The 16,915-nt window shown below is 73.4% G+C and carries 17 protein-coding genes; 4 read left to right on the top strand and 13 right to left on the bottom strand.

What is annotated here, in order from left to right:
• The first annotated feature begins 151 nt into the window (after positions 1–151).
• Positions 152–955, top strand: a complete 804-nt coding sequence (locus ACGGZK_RS08780; RefSeq protein ID WP_395245876.1) for a Bax inhibitor-1/YccA family protein — start codon at positions 152–154, stop codon at positions 953–955.
• A gap of 81 nt (positions 956–1,036) precedes the next feature.
• Here the strand turns inward: ACGGZK_RS08780 and ACGGZK_RS08775 are convergent, their stop codons facing one another.
• The 6 genes from ACGGZK_RS08775 to ACGGZK_RS08750 all read right to left on the bottom strand — a co-directional run bounded on the left by ACGGZK_RS08775 (position 1,037) and on the right by ACGGZK_RS08750 (position 6,639).
• Entirely contained in the window at positions 1,037–2,350 is a 1,314-nt protein-coding gene (locus tag ACGGZK_RS08775; protein WP_395245875.1) for an RNA polymerase sigma factor, read from the bottom strand.
• 51 nt (positions 2,351–2,401) lie between these two features.
• Complete coding sequence (locus tag ACGGZK_RS08770) at positions 2,402–2,833, bottom strand: YciI family protein (RefSeq protein ID WP_395245874.1); 432 nt, start codon at positions 2,831–2,833, stop codon at positions 2,402–2,404.
• A 98-nt stretch (positions 2,834–2,931) separates the two neighbouring features.
• Entirely contained in the window at positions 2,932–3,879 is a 948-nt protein-coding gene (locus tag ACGGZK_RS08765) for an L-lactate dehydrogenase (RefSeq protein WP_395245873.1), read from the bottom strand.
• Positions 3,880–3,979: 100 nt separating this feature from the next.
• Entirely contained in the window at positions 3,980–5,560 is a 1,581-nt protein-coding gene (gene guaA, locus ACGGZK_RS08760) for a glutamine-hydrolyzing GMP synthase (RefSeq protein WP_395245872.1), read from the bottom strand.
• Entirely contained in the window at positions 5,557–6,033 is a 477-nt protein-coding gene (locus tag ACGGZK_RS08755; protein WP_395245871.1) for a DUF3817 domain-containing protein, read from the bottom strand. Before ACGGZK_RS08755 ends, guaA begins: the two co-directional genes overlap by 4 nt.
• A gap of 9 nt (positions 6,034–6,042) precedes the next feature.
• The gene (locus ACGGZK_RS08750; protein ID WP_395245870.1) at positions 6,043–6,639 is read right to left on the bottom strand and encodes a TetR/AcrR family transcriptional regulator; all 597 of its coding nucleotides are present in this window, start codon (positions 6,637–6,639) and stop codon (positions 6,043–6,045) included.
• A gap of 94 nt (positions 6,640–6,733) precedes the next feature.
• Between ACGGZK_RS08750 and ACGGZK_RS08745 the strand changes: the two genes are divergently transcribed.
• Complete coding sequence (locus ACGGZK_RS08745) at positions 6,734–7,159, top strand: VOC family protein (RefSeq protein WP_395245869.1); 426 nt, start codon at positions 6,734–6,736, stop codon at positions 7,157–7,159.
• Positions 7,160–7,192: 33 nt separating this feature from the next.
• On the opposite strand, the gene ACGGZK_RS08740 is transcribed toward ACGGZK_RS08745, so the two are convergent.
• The 6 genes from ACGGZK_RS08740 to ACGGZK_RS08715 all read right to left on the bottom strand — a co-directional run bounded on the left by ACGGZK_RS08740 (position 7,193) and on the right by ACGGZK_RS08715 (position 13,145).
• Complete coding sequence (locus ACGGZK_RS08740) at positions 7,193–8,119, bottom strand: S1C family serine protease (protein ID WP_395245868.1); 927 nt, start codon at positions 8,117–8,119, stop codon at positions 7,193–7,195.
• 65 nt (positions 8,120–8,184) lie between these two features.
• Positions 8,185–9,009, bottom strand: coding sequence for an SURF1 family protein (locus ACGGZK_RS08735; protein ID WP_395245867.1), 825 nt, complete (start codon positions 9,007–9,009; stop codon positions 8,185–8,187).
• Complete coding sequence (locus tag ACGGZK_RS08730) at positions 9,009–9,503, bottom strand: cation:proton antiporter regulatory subunit (RefSeq protein WP_395245866.1); 495 nt, start codon at positions 9,501–9,503, stop codon at positions 9,009–9,011. The genes ACGGZK_RS08735 and ACGGZK_RS08730 overlap by 1 nt, the downstream gene beginning before the upstream one ends.
• A 66-nt stretch (positions 9,504–9,569) precedes the next feature.
• Positions 9,570–11,300 (bottom strand): glycerol-3-phosphate dehydrogenase/oxidase, encoded by a 1,731-nt coding sequence (locus ACGGZK_RS08725; protein ID WP_395245865.1) that lies wholly within the window; start codon positions 11,298–11,300, stop codon positions 9,570–9,572.
• A 130-nt stretch (positions 11,301–11,430) separates the two neighbouring features.
• Positions 11,431–12,555, bottom strand: a complete 1,125-nt coding sequence (locus ACGGZK_RS08720; protein ID WP_395245864.1) for a GuaB3 family IMP dehydrogenase-related protein — start codon at positions 12,553–12,555, stop codon at positions 11,431–11,433.
• 32 nt (positions 12,556–12,587) lie between these two features.
• Complete coding sequence (locus tag ACGGZK_RS08715) at positions 12,588–13,145, bottom strand: TetR/AcrR family transcriptional regulator (RefSeq protein ID WP_395245863.1); 558 nt, start codon at positions 13,143–13,145, stop codon at positions 12,588–12,590.
• A gap of 95 nt (positions 13,146–13,240) precedes the next feature.
• Between ACGGZK_RS08715 and ACGGZK_RS08710 the strand changes: the two genes are divergently transcribed.
• Entirely contained in the window at positions 13,241–13,780 is a 540-nt protein-coding gene (locus tag ACGGZK_RS08710; protein WP_395245862.1) for a DoxX family protein, read from the top strand.
• Between the two features lie 71 nt (positions 13,781–13,851).
• Here ACGGZK_RS08710 and ACGGZK_RS08705 read toward each other — a convergent pair whose 3' ends face one another.
• Positions 13,852–15,552 (bottom strand): ABC-F family ATP-binding cassette domain-containing protein, encoded by a 1,701-nt coding sequence (locus ACGGZK_RS08705; protein WP_395245861.1) that lies wholly within the window; start codon positions 15,550–15,552, stop codon positions 13,852–13,854.
• Positions 15,553–15,671: 119 nt separating this feature from the next.
• Here ACGGZK_RS08705 and ACGGZK_RS08700 point away from each other — a divergent pair, with 119 nt between their 5' ends.
• Entirely contained in the window at positions 15,672–16,835 is a 1,164-nt protein-coding gene (locus ACGGZK_RS08700; RefSeq protein ID WP_395245860.1) for a MalY/PatB family protein, read from the top strand.
• Positions 16,836–16,915: the final 80 nt, after the last annotated feature.

Raw genomic sequence — 16,915 nt, 5'->3', positions numbered from 1 at the left:
GGATCCGCGCGATTCTGGGCGAGATCACGGTTTCAGACGGGCGCCGTTCCGTTTCCGGCGGGTACATTGGGAGGACGCGGATGCACCCGGATGAGCCATTCGCGCCGATTCCCCTCCATCCGACTGATGCCGAAAGCAGAGGAACCACTCCATGGCACTCGACAACCCCGCCTTCTCTCGCAACGAGGCGTTCTCGAAGCAGGGCGCCGTTGCCACTGCCCAGGACATGTCCGCGCAGGACCTCCAGCAGCTGTTCGACCAGCCCGCCACCCTCAACGACCGCGAGGTCATGACGGTCGAGAACACGCTCGCCAAGACCCTCGGCGCGTTCGCCGTGCTCGTGGTCTTCGCAGCCATCGGCTGGTACATCACCCCGATCATGCCGGCCGTCTACTGGATCGCCTCGATCGTGGGCTTCGTGCTCGCGCTCGTGAACATCTTCAAGAAGGAGCCGTCGCCGGCGCTCATCCTCGCGTACTCCGCGGCGCAGGGCATCTTCATCGGCGGCATCTCCTCGTTCTTCGAGGCGGCGTACGCCGGCATCGTCGCGCAGGCCGTCATCGGCACCCTCGCGGTCGTCGGCGTCACGCTGGCCCTGTTCGCGAGCGGCAAGATCCGCGCCTCGAAGCGTGCGACGAAGATCTTCCTGATCGCGATCGTCGGCTACCTCGTGTACTCGCTCGCGAGCGTCGTGCTGTCGCTGTTCGGCGCCGCGCCCGGCCCGTGGGGCCTCGACAGCCTGGAGATCGCCGGTATCCCGCTGGGCCTCATCATCGGCCCGATCGTGATCCTGCTCGGCGCGTACTCGCTCGTGCTCGACTTCGACCTCATCCAGCAGGGCGTGCGCAACCGCGCCCCGAAGAAGTACGGCTGGACCGGCGCCTTCGGCATCATGGTCACGGTCATCTGGCTCTACCTCGAGATCCTCCGCTTCCTCGCCATCGCGCGCGACTAGCGGCATCCCGCCACGCGAACGGGCCGTCGTCCTCCGGGACGGCGGCCCGTTCCTCGTTCCCGGTCGTGTGACGCCCGCGGCTCAGCGGCGGGCGGCGGCCTTCGCGAGGAGCAGTGCGCGCTCGCGGTCGTTGCCGGCGAGTCGGGCCGCCTCCTCGAACTCGGCCCGCGCCTCGGCATCGCGGCCCAGGCGCGCCAGCAGTTCCCCGCGCACGCTCGGCAGCAGGTGCGACATCCTGAGCCGCCGGTCGTCGGCGAGCGCGTCGACGATCGCGAGCGCGGCCTCCGGCCCGCCGTCGGGCCCCGGCGCCATCGAGACCGCAACCGCCCGGTTCAGGGCGACGACCGGCGACGGCGCGACCTCGGCGAGCGCGTCGTAGGCGCGCACGATGCGCGGCCAGTCGGTCGCCTCGACCGAGGGGGCGACGGCGTGCGCCTCGGCGATCACGGCCTGCAGCGCGTACGGGCCGAGCCCGCGGTCGCGTCGCGCGGCGGCCCGTTCCGCGTACTCGAGCGCCCCGCGGCCGTGCGCGATCAGGGTGCGGTCCCAGCGGGTGCGGTCCTGCCGGTCGAGTGGGACCGGATCGCCCGCGGCATCCACCCGCGCCGGGAACCGCGCCGCCGTGAGCTCCATGAGCGCGACCAGCCCGTGCGGCTCCGGCTCGTCGGGCACGAGCGCCGCGAGCACGCGCCCGAGCCGCATCGCCTCCTGCGCGAGGTCGGCGCGGAGCACCCGGTCGCCGGTGCTCGCCGCATGCCCCTCCGTGAAGACGAGGTACACGACCGCGAGCACCCCGGCCAGCCGGGCGGCGAACGCGTCGCGGGCCGGCACCTCGAACGGCACGCCGGCGTCGGCCAGCGCCTTCTTGGCGCGCACGATGCGCTGCTGCACGGTCGACGTGGGCACCAGGAACGCGCTCGCGATCTCCTCCGACCCGAGTCCGCCCACGACGCGCAGGGTCAGCGCGACCTGCGCCTCGCGGGAGAGCACGGGATGGCACGCGGTGAACACGAGCCGCAGCACGTCGTCGTCGATCCGGTCGGGGTCCCACGGCGCCGCATCCGCGGCCTCCCGTTGCTCGGCCTCGAGGTCGTGGGCGATGGCGGCCAGCCGCTCGTCGTACCGCTCGCGGCGTCGCCACCCGTCGATCGCCCGCCGCTTCGCGACCGCCGTGAGCCAGGCGCCCGGATTCCGCGGGACGCCCGCGGACGGCCACTGCTCGAGCGCCTCGGCGAGCGCCTCCTGCGCGAGGTCCTCTGCGAGGCCGAAGTCCCCGACGACCCGGGTCAGGGTCGCGACGATGCGGGCCGACTCGATCCGCCAGACGGCGGCGACGGCGCGCCGCGCGGACTCCTCGTCCGTGCGGCGCGCCGTCGGGTCATCCGCTTCGCCCATGTTCCGGGGCGAGCGCGAGGCGGGCCCGCCTGCGAGCGCCTGCCAGGGCCGTCAGGCCCCGGCGGCGCGCTCGGCGGCCTCCTTGCGCCAGCCCTCCTCCTTCTGGATCCACTCGTTGTCCTGCGGGAAGTCCTCGATGCCGTTCACGCGCCGCACCTCGAGGAAGTTCCCCGGGCCGAGCGGGCAGCGGGTCGCCCACTCGACGGCCTCCTCGCGGGTGGCGGTCTCGATGATCCAGAAGCCGTTGAACAGCTCCTTGATCTCCCCGTAGGGGCCGTCGGTCACGAGCGGCGTCTCGTCGGAGAAGTCCACGACGAACCCCTCGGACGCGTCGGACAGCCCCTCGCCGGCGACCAGGACGCCCGCGGTGATCATCGCCTCGTTGTAGCGGCCCATCGCCTCGATGACCTGGTCGAACGGCATCTGGGCGTAGCGCTCGACGGCTTCCTCGGTGCCTCGCATGATGAGCATGTACTTCGACATGGGTTCGTCTCCTCCATCGGGGGTCGCCGTTCGACCCTCTCACCTCATGCGTCGAACGGGAAGCGCCCGGATCGACACCGGCGCCGATCGATCTCCGATCACTTCCCGGCGACCGACTCCAGCGAGCCGCGGATCGCCTCGGCGGATGCCGCGAGCTTCCCCTCCTCCTCGGCGGAGAAGCGCACCCCCGCGACCGGAACCGGCCCGCCGGCGCCGACGATGCACGGCACCGACATGGCGACGCCCGAGATGCCGTGGTAGTCGTCGAGCACCGTCGAGACCGGCAGCACGGCCTGCTCGTCGCCGAGCACCGCCTCCACGATGCGCGCCGCCGAGAGGCCGATCGCGTAGTTCGTCGCGCCCTTGCCGGCGATGACCCGGTAAGCGGCGTCGCGCACCTCGACGGCGATATCGTCGAGCTCCCCGTCGCTGAGCCGGTTCGGGCCCTCCCAGTCGAGCAGCGGCACCGGGCCGACGGTCGCGCTCGACCACAGCGGGAACTCCGTGTCGCCGTGCTCGCCGACGATGTGCGCGTGCACGCTCGAGGTGGCGACGCCGAGGCGCTTGCCCAGCAGCCAGCGCAACCGCGACGTGTCGAGCACGGTGCCCGAACCGAACACCTGCGTCGACGGCAGGCCGGTGATGTCGCGGGCGATGGCGGTGAGTACGTCGACGGGGTTCGTCACGAGCATGATCACGGCCCCGGGTGCCCGCTCCTGCACCTCGGGGAGGAGCTGCTCGAGGATCCGCACGTTCGTGCCCGCGAGTTCCAGGCGGGTCTGTCCCGGCTGCTGCTTCGCCCCGGCCGTGATGACCACGAGGTCGCTGCCCTCGAGCACCGCCGGGTCGGCGCCGCCGATGATCGACGACTGCGTGAACTGGGTGCCGTGCGCGAGGTCGAGCACCTCGGCCTCGACCTTGTCCTTCGCGATGTCGTACAGCGCCACCTCCCCCGCCGACTCCCGGATGAGCGCCGCATACGCGAGGCTCGTGCCGACGCTCCCCGCACCGATGACCGACACCTTCGACCCTGTGAATCCCGTCATGCCTTCATCCTGCCGGGTGCGCGGGGTTGGGCGCGAGGGGCGAGACGCCGAAGGGCGCGGACCCTCAGGTCCGCGCCCCTCGTTTCGGTCGCTGCGCGACCTACTCCCACTCGATGGTCCCCGGCGGCTTCGACGTGACGTCGAGCACGACCCGGTTGACCTCGGGCACCTCGTTCGTGATCCGGTTCGAGATCTTCGCCAGCACGTCGTACGGCAGGCGCGTCCAGTCCGCGGTCATCGCGTCCTCGGAGCTCACCGGGCGCAGCACGATGGGGTGGCCGTAGGTGCGGCCGTCACCCTGCACGCCCACCGAGCGCACGTCGGCGAGCAGCACGACCGGGCACTGCCAGATCTCGCCGTCGAGGCCGGCGGCGCTCAGCTCGGCACGCGCGATCGCGTCCGCCTCGCGGAGCAGATCGAGACGATCACGGGTGACCTCGCCCACGATGCGGATGCCGAGGCCCGGCCCCGGAAACGGCTGGCGCGCGACGATCTCCTCGGGCAGGCCGAGCTCGCGGCCGATGGCGCGCACCTCGTCCTTGAAGAGGGTGCGCAGCGGCTCGACGAGCTCGAACTGCAGGTCTTCCGGCAGGCCGCCGACGTTGTGGTGGCTCTTGATGTTCGCGGTGCCCGTGCCGCCGCCCGACTCGACGACGTCGGGGTAGAGCGTGCCCTGCACGAGGAACTTGATCGGCTCGCCCTCGGCGGCCGCCTCGGCGATCAGGTCGCGCTCGGCCTGCTCGAACGCCCGGATGAACTCGCGGCCGATGATCTTGCGCTTCTGCTCGGGGTCGCTGACCCCGGCGAGCGCCTCGAGGAACGCGTCGGCCGCGTCGATCGTGACGAGGCGCACGCCGGTCGCGGCGACGTAGTCCTGCTGCACCTGCTCGCGCTCGCCCTTGCGGAGGAGGCCGTGGTCGACGAAGACCGCGGTGAGCTGGTCGCCGACGGCGCGCTGCACGAGCGCGGTCGACACGGCGGAGTCGACGCCGCCGGACAGCGCGGAGATGACGCGCGCCGAGCCGACCTGCTCGCGGATGCGCTCGACCTGCTCGGCGATGACGTTGCCCGGGTTCCAGTCGGCGGGGATGCCGGCGGCCCGGTGCAGGAAGTTCACGATGACGTCCTGGCCGTACTCCGAGTGCTTCACCTCAGGGTGCCACTGCACGCCGTAGAACTTCCGCTCGTCGTTCGCGAACGCCGCCACCGGGGTGTCGACGGTCGAGGCGAGCACCTCGAAGCCCTCGGGCGCGACCGCGACGGAGTCGCCGTGGCTCATCCACACGGTCTGGTGCTCGGGCTGGCCGCCGAGGAGCTGGTTGTCGTCGGTGCGCGCGGTGACCGCGGTCGAGCCGTACTCGCGACGGCCCGTGTGGGCGACCTCGCCGCCGAGCTGGCGGGCCATCACCTGGAAGCCGTAGCAGATGCCGAGCGTCGGCACGCCGAGTTCGAGGATGCCCTCGTCGAGCGACGGCGCACCCTCCTCGTACACCGAGCTCGGGCCGCCCGACAGCACGATGCCGATCGGGTTGCGTGCCGCGACCTCGGCGGCGGTGATCGTGTGCGGCACGATCTCGGAGTACACGGATGCCTCGCGCACGCGTCGTGCGATCAGCTGGGCGTACTGCGCGCCGAAGTCGACGACGAGGACGGGACGGTGGCTCGTCTCCTGCTCGGTCACTGGGCCTCCACGGGCTGGGAATCGGTCTGGGCGGATGCCTCGCCCTCGCGGGAGGCGAGGTAGGCGTTGACCTCGCGCGCGATGCGCGCCTCGAGGAAGAAGGAGAGGAACGGGATGATGCCGCCGAGGGCGATCAGCACGAACCGCGGGAAGCGCCAGCGCATCAGGCTCCACAGCCGGAAGTCGCTGAACAGGTACACGACGTAGAACCAGCCGTGGACGATGAGGATGCCGGTCGACAGGTTGACGCCGTCGCCGGTCGACTCCAGGCCGTTGGCCGTCTCGAGGACGGGCTGGAGGGAGAGCAGGCCGCCGGAGCCGAACGCGTACACCTCGTAGTGGAACGCGTACTTGAGGATCATCTCGGCGCAGAGCAGCAGCAGCAGCACGCCGGTGATGATCGACGAGACCTGGTAGAGCTTCAGCGCCCCGCGGACGCGCGGCAGGTCTGCGAGTTTCGGCTCGAGGGGCATGCGCAAAGTCTACTTGGCGCGCGACGGGGAAAGTCCCGTGAGCAGGCGCCGCAGCACGTCGACCGCCTCGTCGATGCCGGCGGCGGGATCCAGCGCGGTGGCGTTGGCCAGCGCGACCTCGTTGAGCGCGCCCGAGATCATCGTCGCGACCGTGCCGAGCGCGCGGCGGTCGATGACGCCCGCGTCGGCGAGCTCGCCGACACCCACGTCGAGCAGGCGGGCGCTCGTCTCGAGGTCGCCGTCGCGCCAGGCGTCCCAGCCGAGGACGGCGGGGCCGTCGACGAGCAGGATGCGCCGGACCGCGGGCGAGAGGCTGGCCTCGAGGAACGCACGGCAGCCGGCGAGGAAGTCGTCGACGACCTCGTCGTGGCCGGAGGCGGCCCGCTCGACCGCCTCGGCGACGCCCGCCTGCGCCGACTCGACGACGGCCTCGAACACGCCGCGCTTGCTGCCGAAGTGGTGGTAGAGCGCGCCGCGGGTGAGCCCGGCCTCCGCGACCAGGCCCTCGAGGGCCACGTCGGCGTACCCCTCCTCGGCGAAGCGCCGGGTGGCGATCCGCAGGATCTCGGCCCTCGTGCGCTCGCGCTGGTCGACCTTGGTGGGCATCCGCGTCCTCTCCGCCGTTGACATACGTACTGTATGTCAACGAGGATTGCAGACACATACAGACTGTATGTATCTGATCGGGAAGGGAGCGACGATGCTCCGCAGCTGCTACCCGGTGCTCGGCACCGCGGATGTCCCCGCGAGCGCGGCGTTCTACCGCGACCACCTCGGCTTCGAGACCGCGTTCGAGGCCGACTGGTACGTGAGCCTCCGGCACCGCGAATCGGGCGACGAGCTCGCGCTGCTCGACGCCGGCCACACGTCGGTGCCCGCCGGATACGGCGAACCGGCCCGAGGCGTACTGGTGAACCTCGAGGTCGACGACGTCGACGCGGTCGCCGCCCGCCTCGAGGCCGCGGGCGTGCCGGTCGTGCAGCCGCTCCGCGACGAGCCGTTCGGCCAGCGGCACGTGATCGTGCGCGATCCCGGCGGCGTGCTCGTCGACGTCATCACCGAGATCCCGCCGTCGGCCGAGTTCGCCGCCGCCTTCGCGGCCGTCGGCCTCGAGGCCGACGGCTGAACGCCGGGCACGAGGATCGGCCGCCGGCTCCGCTCAGCCGGCCTCGACGAGCTCCCGCGGCACGACGAACACGTCGACCAGCGCGCCGTTGCGCCACACGGTCATCTCGACCTGCCGGTCGATCGCGTCCTCGACCATCAGGCGCTGGATCGAGCTCGACGTGACGACCCCCGTGCCGTCGAGCGAGACGACGATGTCGCCGCGGCGCAACCCGGCGAGGTCGGCGGGGCTGCCGTCGACGACGCCGGCGACCTGGAGCCCGGTCGGCGACCCGATGCGCTGCGCGAGGTCGGGCGCGAGCTGCACCCGCGCGCCGACGATGCCGAGCCACGCCCGCCGCACGCGCCCGGTGCGGGCGAGCGTCGCGATGATGTCGCGGGTGGCTGCGGTGATCGGCACCGCGAGCCCGAGCCCCACGCCCGCGACCGCGGTGTTCACGCCGACCATCCGGCCACGCCCGTCGGCGAGGACGCCGCCCGAGTTCCCCGGGTTGAGGGCCGCGTCGGTCTGGATGACCTCGTCGATCACCCGCCCCGACGCGGTCGGCAGCGACCGGCCGAGGTTCGAGACGATGCCCGCGGTGACGCTGCCGGCCAGCCCCATCGGGTTGCCGACGGCGACCACGAGCTGGCCGACCCGCAGGGCGGACGCGTCGCCGAGCTCGACGGGCGCCGGCACCGGTCCGCGCGCCCGGAGCACCGCGAGGTCGGAGAGCACGTCCCGGCCGACGACGTCGACCGCGGCGGTCGTGCCGTCGGCGAAGGCCGCCTCCACCGAGGCGGCACCGGCGACGACGTGGGCGCTCGTCAGCATCAGCCCGTCCGCGTCGATGACGCTCGCGCTCCCGGCGCCGTCGCCGCGCCGCCCGTGCACGGCGAGGCTGGCGACGCTCGGCAGCACGGTCGCGGCGACGTGCGTGACGACGGCGGAGTACGCGTCCAGCGGATCCTCTTCGGCCATGCCGCCATCCTCCGCCCGTCGGAGGCTCCGAGGGCGGGCGTTCGCGACGGGCGGACGGCGCCGGGTCAGCCCTCCCTGGTCGTCCCGCCGCTCGCGGCATCCGCCTCGGCGTCGTCGGCCTCGCGGGCCGCGAGCTCGGCCTCGTCGCGCTCGCGCTCCACCGCGTCCTTCACGAGGCGGTACCAGAGGAACACCGCGAACCCGGCGAAGGCGATCCACTCGATGGCGTAGAAGATGTTGAGCCAGTTCAGCTCGCCCTCGACCTCGGGCGGCGGCGAGTGGATGGCCTCCAGCCCGGGCGCCGCCTCCGCGGCGGTGACGTAGCCGAAGTAGACGGGCCGGTCGTCGTAGTCGGCCCACAGGTTGATCAGGTGCGCGACCGCGACCGTGGTCATGCGGTTCGGGTCGCCGTCGTGGTCGGGCGCCACGGGCGCCTCGCTCGGCAGGAACCGGCCCGTGACGACGACCTCGGCCGCTGGATCGACGGCGGCGTCGAACCGCGCGAGCGCCGCCTCGGCGTCGGTGCGATCGGCCGCCCAGCCGAGGGCGACGGGCAGGCCGCCGGCCGGGGCATCCGCCACCTCGAGGTGGGCGACCACCCACGTGCCGCTCGCGCCGTCGTTCAGCCGGCCGTCCACGAGCACCGTGTCGCCCGGCACGAACGTGCCGGTGAGTTCAACGAGCTGGCCGGTCGCGTCCTGGCTCGTCGGCCGGTCGGGCTCGACCAGCCCGGCGAACGGGCGCACCTCTTCGGTGGGCCGTTCGACGACGACCGCCTGCTCGACGGCCCGGGCGAGCTGCCACTGGCTGAGCAGGGCGAAGCCGGCGGCGACCGCGAGCGCGGCCACGAGCGCGAGCACCCAGCGCGGGCGCAGCATCATGCGGAGCATCAGGCCTCGGGCTCCTCGCCGCCGCGGGCCCGGCGGAACGCCTCGTCGACGGCGTCGGCCCGACCGACGACCACGAGCGCGTCGCCGGGTCGCACGACGAAGCCGTCGTCGGGCGACGGATGCGCCGACTGGTCGCGGACGACGGCCACGAGCGTGACGTCGGATCCGGGGAAGCCGGCGAGATCGCCGAGCGCGCGGCCCGCGATCGCGTCGCCGGCCTGCACGGTGAACCAGTCGAGCGGCACGCCCGGCAGGGCGTCCATGTCGCTGATCGAGTCGACGATCTCGGTGCCGCCGAGCAGGTCGGCGAGCGTGCCCGCCTCCTCCTCGTCGAGCCGGATCGGCTGCGCGGCATGGTCGGCGCCGTCGGCGCGGACGACCAGGTCGCTCGACCCGGACCGGTGCGCGATGACCGAGACCTCGACGCCCGCGGCCGTGCGGAACGAGTGCACCATCCCGACGCCCGGGAGCGCGACCCGGCGCACCTCCACCATCTGGACTCCTCGGGGATCGAACGACCCCGCAAGTCTACCCGCGGGGCCGCCGGGCCCCCGGCCGCGTCAGTCCACCCGCACGATGTCCGGCGCCTCCAGCCGCACGCGGTCGGCCGACTCGTCGTCGGGCTGCTCCTGCGACGCCCGCTCGGCGGCGACGCGCTGGAGGTACCGCTCGACCTCGAGCTGCTCGCGCTCGGTGTCCCAGCCGAGCACGCCGGCCATGAGCCGGGCCGCGACGGGAGCGGCCGAGACCCCGCGGTCCCACGCCTCGATCGAGATGCGGGTGCGGCGGGCGAGCACGTCGTCGAGGTGCAGCGCGCCCTCGTGGGTGCAGGCGTACACGACCTCGGCGGCGATGTAGTCGTCGGCCCCCGGCAGCGGCTCGCCGAGCGAGGCATCCGACCGGATGAGGTCGAGCAGGTCGTCGGTCATCGTGCCGTACCGGTTGAGCAGGTGCTCGATCCGCACCTTGTGCACGCCGAAGGCGCGGGCGATCTTGGCCCGCTTGTTCCAGGCGGCGTGGTAGCCCTCGGCGCCGAGCAGCGGGATCTCGTCGGTGGTCGACGGCGGCACGCGCCCGTCGATCGCGTCGACCGCGGCATCGATCGCGTCCTTCGCCATCACCCGGTAGGTCGTCCACTTGCCGCCGGCGACGACCACGAGGCCGGGAACGGTGTGGGCGACGATGTGCTCGCGCGACAGCTTCGACGTCTGCTCGCTCTCGCCAGCGAGCAGCGGGCGCAGCCCGGCGAACACGCCCTCGACGTCCTCGCGGGTGAGCGGCACCCGCAGCACGGCGTTCACGTGCTCGAGCACGTAGTCGATGTCGGCGGCCGTCGCCGCCGGGTGCGCCTTGTCGAGGTGCCAGTCGGTGTCGGTCGTGCCGATGAGCCAGTGCCGGCCCCACGGGATGATGAACAGCACGCTCTTCTCGGTGCGGAAGATCATGCCCATCGCCGACTGGATCCGGTCGCGCGGTACGACGAGGTGGATGCCCTTCGACGCGCGCACGTGGAACGTGCCGCGCTCCCCGACCATCCGCTGGGTGTCGTCGGTCCAGACGCCGGTGGCGTTCACGACCTGCTTCGCGCGGATCTCGAAGCGCTCATCCGTCTCGAGGTCGTGCGCCTGCACGCCGACGACCCGCTCGCCGACCTTGATGAAGCCCTCGACGTTCACCCGGCTCGCGACGTGCGCGCCGTAGAACGACGCCGTGCGGGCGAGGCTCGCGACGTAGCGGGCGTCGTCGACCTGCGCGTCGTAGTAGGTCGCCCCGCCGATCAGCGCGGTCGGCGACAGCGACGGGATGGCGCGCATGACCTGCGTCTTCGAGAGGTGCCGGTGGTGGGGCACCCCGGGCGGGCGACCGCCGGTGTAGCTGAAGATGTCGTAGAGCATCATGCCGGCGCCGATGTAGGCCCGCTCGATGACGCGCGTCTTCAGCGGGTAGAGGAAGCGCACGGGCTTCACGAGGTGCGGCGCGAGCCGCTGCAGGAGGAGGCCGCGTTCGATGAGGGCCTCGCGCACGAGCCGGAAGTCGAGCTGCTCGAGGTAGCGGATGCCGCCGTGGACGAGCTTCGACGACCGGCTCGAGGTGCCCGACGCCCAGTCGCGCGCCTCGAGCAGCCCGGTGGAGAGCCCCCGCGTGACCGCGTCGAGCGCGGCGCCCGTGCCGACGATGCCGCCGCCGACGACGAGGATGTCGAGTTCCTTCTCCTTGAGCCGGTCGATCGCGGCCCGGCGCTCCTCCGGGCCGAGCCGATTCGACCGAGTGACCGACTTGAGCTTCGCCATCTCGACCCCACTTCCCCCGGCCGCCTCAGCGCGAGCCGCCTGCTTCCACGCTACCGAGCGGACCCGCGGATGTCACGGGCGGCGCGATTCCGCCGCGCAGGCGGGGCGCCGCGGAGGCGGGATGCGGCCGCTACTGCCCCTGGTACGGCGCGACGACGACCTCGACGCGCTGGAACTCCTTGAGGTCGGAGTACCCGGTCGTGGCCATCGACTTGCGCAGCGCGCCGACGAGGTTCGCGGTGCCGTCGGCGTTCGGCGCCGGCCCGTAGAGGATCTCCTCGAGCGGGGCGACCTGGCCGACCTGCACGCGCTTGCCGCGCGGCAGCTTCGAGTGGTGCGCCTCGGCGCCCCAGTGCCAGCCGCCGCCCGGGGCATCCGTCGCCCGCGCGAGCGCCGCGCCCAGCATGACCGCGTCGGCGCCGCAGGCGATCGCCTTCACGATGTCGCCGGACGCGCCGACGCCGCCGTCGGCGATGACGTGCACGTAGCGACCGCCCGACTCGTCGAGGTAGTCGCGGCGGGCGCCGGCGACGTCGGCGACCGCGGTCGCCATGGGCGCGTGGATGCCGAGCGAGGCCCGGGTGGTCGACGCGGCGCCGCCGCCGAAGCCGACGAGCACGCCGGCCGCGCCGGTGCGCATGAGGTGGAGGGCCGCGGTGTAGGTCGCGGCCCCGCCGACGATGACGGGCACGTCGAGCTCGTAGATGAACTTCTTGAGGTTGAGCGGCTCGACGCCCTTCGAGACGTGCTCGGCCGAGACGGTGGTGCCGCGGATGACGAACAGGTCGACGCCGGCGGCCACGACGGTCTCGTACAGCTCCTGGGTGCGCTGCGGCGAGAGCGCGCCGGCGACGGTGACGCCGGCGGCGCGGATCTCGGCGAGGCGCGAGGTGACGAGCTCGGGCTTGATCGGCTCGGAGTAGAGCTCCTGCATGCGCGCGGTGGCCCGCTCGGCGGGGAGCTCCTGGATCTCGGCGAGCGCGGGCTCGGGGTCGTCGAAGCGGGTCCAGAGGCCCTCGAGGTCGAGCACGCCGAGGCCGCCGAGCTGGCCCATCATGATGGCGGTGCGCGGCGAGACGACGGAGTCCATCGGCGCCGCGAGGAACGGGATGTCGAACTGGTAGGCGTCGATCGACCACCCCACCGAGACATCCTCCGGGTCGCGGGTGCGCCGGCTCGGGACGATCGCGATGTCGTCGAAGGCGTACACCCGGCGGCCGCGCTTGGCGCGGCCGATCTCGATCTCCTGGCTCACCCGACCAGCCTACCGAACCGGTCGCGGATGCCTCAGCCCTCGGACGGCGGGCGCGCGTCGGGGAACAGGCGCCCGGCGACCGCGCGGGCCATGGCGGTCGGCGCGGTCCCGGCGGGCGCGTCGATGGCGCCGGCGTTCCAGAGGGTGGCGAAGCCGTGCACGATCGACCAGGCGGCGAGCGCGTTGGCGCGGGCGTCGCCGGGCTCGCCGTCGGCGCCGGCGCGCAGCACGTCTCCGGCGCGGTCGCGTGCGGCGACCAGCGCGGCGTCGTCGTCGCGGAGGAGTTCGCGGCGGTACATCACCTCGAAGCGCCCGCGTTCGGCGGTCGCGAAGCCGACGTACGCGACGCCCGCCTCGACGAAGTCGCCGCCGGATGCCTCGAGCACGTCGGCGAGCCGGTCGAAGCCGTCGGCGGCGATCGCCGTGAAGAGCCCGGTGCGGTCGCCGAAGTGGTGGGCGGGCGCGGCGTGCGAGACGCCGACGCGGCGCGCGAGGTCGCGGAGGCTGAGCCGGTCGACGCCCTCCTCCTCGATCGCGGTGATCGCCGCGTCGATGAGGGTCTCGCGCAGCCGGCCGTGGTGGTACGCCATGGCTCGACCCTACGACGTCGATCTAGGCATTGACAAGTTCCACGCCCGGGAGCAATCTAGTCAGCGACAAGTTCCATCGACGATCGGAGCATCCGATGCCCACCACCCCCGTCCCCGCCGGAACCGCTGCGACCCCGGCCGCCCCGCCCCGCCGCCGCAACCCGTGGGCGCAGACCTTCCTCTCCCCCGTGCCGATCGCGTTCGCGATCGGGATCGCCGCGACCGCGCTGGTCGGCGCCGTGCTGGCCGCGCTCGGCACCCCCGTGCTCGCGACCTGGCAGGCCGCGCTCACCGGCGGCCTCTCGCTCATGTTCCTCATCGCCGCGTCGGGCCGGCTGAACCCGAAGCTCCGCGCCGGGCTCGTCGCCATGGTGCCCCCCGCGATCCCCCGGCCCGGGCTCGTGGTCGCGGCGACCGGCGTGCTCGAGGCGGCCGGCGCGATCGGACTGCTCGTGCCGGCGACCCACCACGCCGCCGCGATCTGCCTCGCGCTGCTGCTCGTCGCGGTGTTCCCCGCGAACGTGCACGCCGCGCGCCTCGGCGACCGCCTCGGCGGCCTCCACTCCCCGCTGCTGCCGCGCACGATCGAGCAGGTCGTGTTCGTCGCGGCGTGCGTGGCCGTCGCGATCGGCTGACGGTCGGAGGCCGCGCCCGGATGCCCCGCGCCCGGATGCCCCGAGCCGATCCGTCGGCTCGGGGCATCCGTTCATCGGGCGCGCGCGACCCGCCCCTCGTCCCACACCGGGGCATCCGCCTCGACCACCTCGCCGTCGGCGCGGAAGACGAGGTACCGGTCGAACGACCGGGCGAACCAGCGGTCGTGGGTGACCGCGAGCACCGTGCCGTCGAACCGGGTCAGCGCCTCCTCGAGCGCCTCGGCCGACACGAGGTCGAGGTTGTCGGTCGGCTCGTCCAGGAGCAGCAGCGTGACGCCCGACAGCTCGAGCAGCAGGATGCGGAACCGCGCCCGCTGCCCGCCCGAGAGCGACTCGTAGCGCTGCTGGGCGGCGGCCGCCAGTCCGTACCGGTCGAGCGCCGACGTGGCCGCCTCGCGCGGCAGGCCCGCACGGTTCCCGTCGCCGCGGTGCAGGACCTCGAGCAGCGTCCGCCCCTCGAGCCCGGCCTGGCCGTGCCCCTGGGCGAACCAGCCGGGCACGATCCGCGCCCCGAGCACCGCCTTTCCGGTGTGCGGCACCGGATCGAGCGAACCCCCGATGGCGGTGACATGGCCCTGCCCGGGATCGGGATCCGTGCCGCCGCCCGCGAGCAGCCGGAGGAAGTGGCTCTTGCCCGACCCGTTCGCGCCGAGCACCGCGACGCGATCGCCGTACCAGACCTCGAGGTCGAACGGCCGCATGAGGCCGGTCAGCTCGAGCGCCTCGCCGACGACCGCACGCTTGCCCGTGCGCGCCCCGCGCAGGCGCATCGACACCGCCTGGGCCGGTGGCCGCGCCTCCGGCGGTCCGGCCTCCTCGAACCGCCGCAGCCGGGTGAGTGCCGCCTGGTACCGCGAGGCCATGCCGTCGTTGTACGTCGCCTTCTGCTTCAGGTTCACCACCAGCGTCTTCAGTGCTGCGTGCTGCTCGTCCCACCGCCGGCGCAGCTCGTCGAGCCGTTCGAAGCGCGCCTCGCGCGCCTCGTGGTACCCCGCGAAGCCGCCCCCGTGCACCCACGCGGAGCTGCCGGCCGGGCTCGCCTCCAGCGTGACGATCCGGTCGGCCGCGCGCGCGAGCAACTCCCGGTCGTGCGAGACGAGCAGGACCGTCTTCGGCGTCTGCCGCAGCTCCTGCTCGAGCCAGCGCTTCCCCGGCACGTCGAGCGAGTTGTCGGGCTCGTCGAGGATCAGCACCTGCTCCGGCCCGCGCAGCAGCGCCTCGAGCGCGAGCCGCTTCTGCTCGCCGCCCGACAGGGTCGCGAGCTCCCGCCAGCGCGCCCGTTCGAACGGCACGCCGAGCGCGGCCATCGTGCAGTGGTCCCAGACGACCTCCTGGTCGTAGCCGCCCGCCTCCGCGTACTCGGCGAGCGCGCTCGCGTAGCGCATCTGGGTGTCGGTGTCGTCGCGGTCGATGATCGCGGCCTCGGATGCCTCGAGCTCGACGGCGGCCGCACGGATCCGGGCCGGCGCGACCGAGACGAGCAGGCCCGCGACCGTCTCGTCGACCCCGGCGACGGTGGCGCCCGTGCCGATGAACTGGTCCATCACGCCCAGCCCGCCGTCGACCTGCACGCTGCCCTCGTCGGGCCGGAGGTCGCCGCGGATGATCCGCAGCAGGGTCGTCTTGCCCGCGCCGTTCGCGCCGATCAGCGCGGTCGTGCGGCCCTCGGGCACGCGGAACGCGAGGTCCGCGAGCAGCGGCCGCCCGTCGGGGAGGGAGAAGGAGACGCCGTTGACGTCGATGAAGCCCATGGTGATGCATCCGCTCGTCGGCGGCCCTCGGGCCGCACCGCCCGCCGGGCAGCCGACCAGACTAGCGGAGGCCGGTTCTCGACGCATCCGGCCGCCGCGACCGCTGGCAGACTGGGGGCATGCAGCGCGTGCCAGCCGACCCGATCGACGTCCTCCGCAGCCGCACCAGCGTGAAGTGGCGCAGCTTCCCCGACGACGTGCTGCCGCTGCCGGTCGCCGAGATGGACTACCCGCTCGCCGAGCCCATCGCCGAGGCCCTGCATGCCGCGATCCGCCGCTCCGACACCGGCTACGCCTGCTCCGGGCACCAGGTCGCCGAGGCGTTCGCCGGCTTCGCCGCCGCGCGGCTCGGCTGGGACGTCGACCCGGCGCGCACCACCTGCACCGCCGACGTGAGCATGGGCATCGTCGAGGTGCTCCGCCAGGCCGTCCGCCCCGGCGACCGGGTCGTCATCACGCCGCCGATCTACCCGCCGTTCTTCGACCTCGTCACCGAGGCGGGCGCCGAGGTCGCCGAGGTGCCGATGCTCGGCGGCATCGACGAGGGGTGGTCGCTCGACCTCGCCGGCATCGAGGCGGCGTTCGCCGCCGGTGCCCGCGCGATGGTGCTGTGCAACCCGCACAACCCGCTCGGGTACGTGCCGCCCGCCGCCGAGCTGGCGGCCCTCGCCGACCTCGCCGACGCGCACGGCGCGACCATCGTCGCCGACGAGGTGCACGGACCGCTGACCCAGCCCGCGACGCCCTACACGCCGTTCCTGACGGTCTCCGACGCGGCACGGGAGCGCGGCGTCGCCGTCACCGGGGCGACCAAGGCCTTCAACATCGCCGGCCTCAAGGCCGCGCTGATCGTCACCGCCTCCGAGCGGGGCGACCGGCTGCGCGCCCGCTTCCCGTACGAGGTGGCGTGGCGTATGAGCCAGTTCGGCGCGATCGCCTCGATCGCCGCGTTCCGCGACGGCGGCCCCTGGCTCGACGGCGTGCTCGGCAGCCTCGACGACAACCGGCGTCTCCTCGGCGACCTCCTCGCCGAGGAGCTCCCCGGCGTCCGCTACCGGATGCCCGACGCCACCTACCTCGCCTGGCTCGACCTCTCGGCGCTCGGCTGGGGCGACGACCCGGCCGCGTACGCCCTCGAGCACGCGCGTGTGGCGCTCGGGAACGGGCCGCAGTTCGGGGCATCCGTCGGGGGCGGCCACGCGCGCCTGAACTTCGCCTGCTCGCCCGAGCTGCTCGGCGAGGCGATCACGCGGCTCGCCGACGCGCGCGGGGCGGGCGAGTAGTCAGCGCCCCACCGGTCGTCGAGCAGGCGCGCAGCGCCCCACCGGTCGTCGAGCAGGCGCGCAGCGCCGTGTCGAGACGC

It is taken from the genome of Agromyces sp. MMS24-K17, from assembly GCF_043950245.1.
Classification (GTDB): Bacteria; Actinomycetota; Actinomycetes; order Actinomycetales; family Microbacteriaceae; genus Agromyces.
This window is presented reverse-complemented; position numbering and strand designations above follow the sequence as displayed.